Origin of the sequence: Corallococcus sp. 4LFB (assembly GCF_046520365.1) — a bacterium.
In the GTDB taxonomy this organism is placed as follows: Bacteria; Myxococcota; Myxococcia; order Myxococcales; family Myxococcaceae; genus Corallococcus; species Corallococcus caeni.
Map to the genome: position 1 here is coordinate 1 of NZ_JBKGHJ010000713.1, position 3204 is coordinate 3204.

At 73.9% G+C, this 3204-nt stretch carries 2 protein-coding genes and 2 pseudogenes; 1 reads left to right on the plus strand and 3 read right to left on the minus strand.

Annotation, left to right across the window (positions count from 1 at the left end; translation table 11 throughout):
- The 3 genes and pseudogenes from ACLEQD_RS39955 to ACLEQD_RS39965 form a co-directional block, all read right to left on the minus strand.
- Positions 1–551: pseudogene (locus tag ACLEQD_RS39955) on the minus strand (FUSC family protein); the annotation flags it as partial.
- Positions 552–702: 151 nt separating this feature from the next.
- Positions 703–1788 carry a hypothetical protein gene (locus ACLEQD_RS39960; protein WP_410391176.1) on the minus strand — a complete coding sequence of 362 codons (1086 nt, stop codon included), beginning with the start codon at positions 1786–1788 and terminating at the stop codon, positions 703–705.
- A 129-nt stretch (positions 1789–1917) separates the two neighbouring features.
- Positions 1918–2478, minus strand: a complete 561-nt coding sequence (locus tag ACLEQD_RS39965; protein WP_410391178.1) for a DUF2378 family protein — start codon at positions 2476–2478, stop codon at positions 1918–1920.
- A 346-nt stretch (positions 2479–2824) separates the two neighbouring features.
- Here ACLEQD_RS39965 and ACLEQD_RS39970 point away from each other — a divergent pair.
- A pseudogene (locus tag ACLEQD_RS39970) lies at positions 2825–3204 on the plus strand (hypothetical protein); the annotation flags it as partial.

Below are 3204 nucleotides of genomic sequence, written 5' to 3' on the forward strand. Positions count from 1 at the left end.
GCGAGCCCCGCGTACACCTCCGCCACCGCCTGGCGCGCGGGGCGGTAGGGCCTCAGCGGCCACAGCAGCAGCGACAGCGCCATCGCCCACAGGCCCCCCAGCAGCAGCGCGGCCCCGCGCAGCACCGCCTCCCGTGGCGAGGCCGCGGGCGCGCCCAGCGACACGACGAAGATGACGGCGAGCTGTCCTCCCACGGAGCCCGCCGTCTCGCCGTAGCAGCGCGCGAAGTTCGCCGCCGTGACGCCCACGAACAGCAGCGTGGCGTCCACCCAGTACGTGCTGCCCGCGGGCGCGGCGAGCATGCCGACCAGTGCCCCCAGCACCGTCACCGCGCCCATGACGCGCGCCCGCACGCGGTAGGAGCCGCCCTTGTCCGCGAGCGTGACGAGCAGGGCCGTGAGGCCCGCCCAGCCGGCCGCGGGCACCGTGAGCAGGAAGGACAGACACAGGGGCAGGGCGGTGGCGACGGCGGCCCGGATGCCCGCCCACAGGGCCGGTCTCCCGGGCTCCACCCGGAAGAGCGACTGGAGGTGTCTCAGCAGTCGGTGCATGGGAATGGGGGGAGCGGCGGGCCGTCACCCCAGAGGGTGGCCACGGCCATCCCCCTCCACAGCCAGGGGAGGCTCCTCCCCTCGATGAGCGGACGGCGCCCCGGGCCCGCGAGCCCCTCCCTCCCGGAAGGAGGGGGCAGGCGTCCTGGCTTCAGCCCGTCCCCAGGGCCGGTGCGTCCCCGGAGTCGCCGGGCGCGTCCTCCGCTTGGAGCGCGGTGCCGTCCCACGGGATGTAGCGCACGCCCGGCATCGGCTCCGGGCCGTGGAACTCCAGCGCGCCCACGGTGGACGTCAGCTTCCGCGTGGGCCGCCACGCCGCGAGCGGATGGGGGCGGGAGAAGAGCTGCACCTCGCACCGGGCCACGTCGCTCTGGGCCACCAGCACGTCCCAGCCCGTGGGGTCGCGGTACGCGTAGCCCACCAGCGTGCGCGGGTCGCACCACGCGCGGCCCTCCATGGCCACGGTGGCGGACGCGGCGCGGAAGGTCAGCTCGCCGGACGCGGGCGACGTCACGCTCGACAGCAGCACGTGGGGCATTTCGTGGAACGTGTGTTCGGTGTCGCGCGTGCGCAGGTAGATGGGAGACAGCTGGGGGTGGCCCCGCTTGCGCTTCGCGCGCACCGCCATGACCTCCAGCCGCGCGGCCGGGTCCTCGCGGAAGCGCGGGCAGTACAGCCACGTCAGCTCCTCCAGCCGCCGGTGGCCCCACAGGTGCTTCTGCAGGCCGGGCGCGCCCTTCACGTCGATGCGCTCGCCGTCCACCGTCACCGTGCCCTCGAAGGTGACGTCGTCGCGCACGTGGGTGACGTGCGTGGGCAGGGGCAGGAGCGCGGTGCCGCGCGGCTCGCGGCGCACCGGCCCGGGGCTTCCGCCCTGGAAGCGCAGGTCCCACGCGATGGCGTGCCCGCCGCTGGCCACCTGGCCGTGGCAGTGGCCGGGCGTCAGCTCCGAGTCCGCGATGCGCACGCCGCCGGAGGGCAGCGCCGTGAAGGCGGAGGCCGGGTGGATGGCCTTGAGCGCCACCGCGGGCCTGTCCTTCGACGCGCAGTCGAACGCCGCCGCCCACATCGTGGCGCGAGGCTCGCCGCCGCTGCCCGGGGCGGGGGTGAACAGGGTGTAGCGCAACCACCAGGCACGGTCTCCGCCCGGGTCGAGCACCACCAGGAACCAGATCTCGAAGAACCCCCGCTGTTGACCGTTCCAGCGCGGCAGGTTGGCGCGCTCGCTCGACGGCATTGGATGAATCCCCCTCTTGCGCGGCCGTTCACGGCCCGGACACCGCGCCCAGGCCTTCACGCTGGCAGATGGGGCCCGGTGCGAGCAAGGGGCCCGGGGTCGCGGATCCGCGGGGGGCCCTGCGCGGGCTCAGGAGCCGGGGGCGCCCCAGGAAACACGGTACGTGACGCTGTCGTCGTCGTACTGGACGACGTCCACCTGCGTGGCGGGGCCGCTGGCGGCGCGCACCGTGGCCAGCATCACGCCCTGCTTGAAGTAGCGCAGCAGGCCGGGCTCGTTGAGCCACAGGTCCGCCTCGCGCTCGCCGCGCTCGGTGATGCGCACCTCGGTGTAGTTGTTGCCGGTGCGGAAGCTGTGCTGCGTGCGCAGGAGCATCCGCTTGGGCCCGATGAGCCGCAGCACGCCCAGCAGCGCCCGGCCCACCATCGTGTCGCGGTAGCCGTCAATCATCCGCTCGCCCAGCATCCGCCACGCCACCTGCTCCGGGTGCTCCGGGTGCAGCGCCTTCGCCGTCAGCGCCACGCAGCGCGTCCACGTGTCCAGCGAGTACGCCGGCTGCAGGGGCCGGTCCAGGTCCAGGCCCTCCTTGCGCAGCTGCTCCTTGAGGGCGAAGGGCACCTTCCCGGAAAGTCCCCGGACGAAGAGGCCTTCGACGATGGTCGGGAATACGAGTTTCTCGGCGGTGGCCATGGGGGCCATTCCGCCCAGCACCGCTGGTTCTGGTCAAGACCTACCGCCCGCGTGGCGTCCAACGCTCGAAAGCGTGGTCGCCCTCCAGGGCCATTCCCTCCCGTTCCCGCGCCCGTGAAACATCGCGCGTGTCCGTGTAATTCAAGCAAGCTGTGTAAACACTCCCCGGCGTCACCGGGCGCGGGCATCTGGTAGCGTCCCGGTGCCCTGGCTCCCCGGCTCCCCTCACGCTCCCAGGCTCCCAGGCTCCCATGACGTCCCGTGTCCTGACGTGCCTGCTGCTGTCCGTGCTGTGCGCGCTCCCGGCGGCGGGCGCCCGCCCGGTGCCGCTCCCGCCGCGGAGGGGATGGCGATGCTCCAGCGGATGGACACGGCGCGCGTCCAGGGCAGCCCCAGCACGCTGCGCACGGAGCTGGACGCCCGGGAGGCGAAGGCGCCCAGGGACCCGATGCCCCGGGTGTACCGGGCCTTCCTCGCGCTGCCCTCCGACGAGAGCTTCGCCGAGTTCAAGGCGCTGGCGGTGGTGTACCCGGAGAACCCGTGGCCGCACGTGGGCATGGGGCTGGTGTACGTGCGCTGGGGCATGTTGAAGGACGCGGTCGCGCCGCTGGAGACCGCGCGCAAGGTGGTGCCCGGCTTCGCGCCCGCGCTGTGGGCGGACGGGCTGCGCCTCCAGGCGGAAGGCAAGCGCGCGGAGGCGGAAGGCCGGCTGCGCGAGGCGCTGGC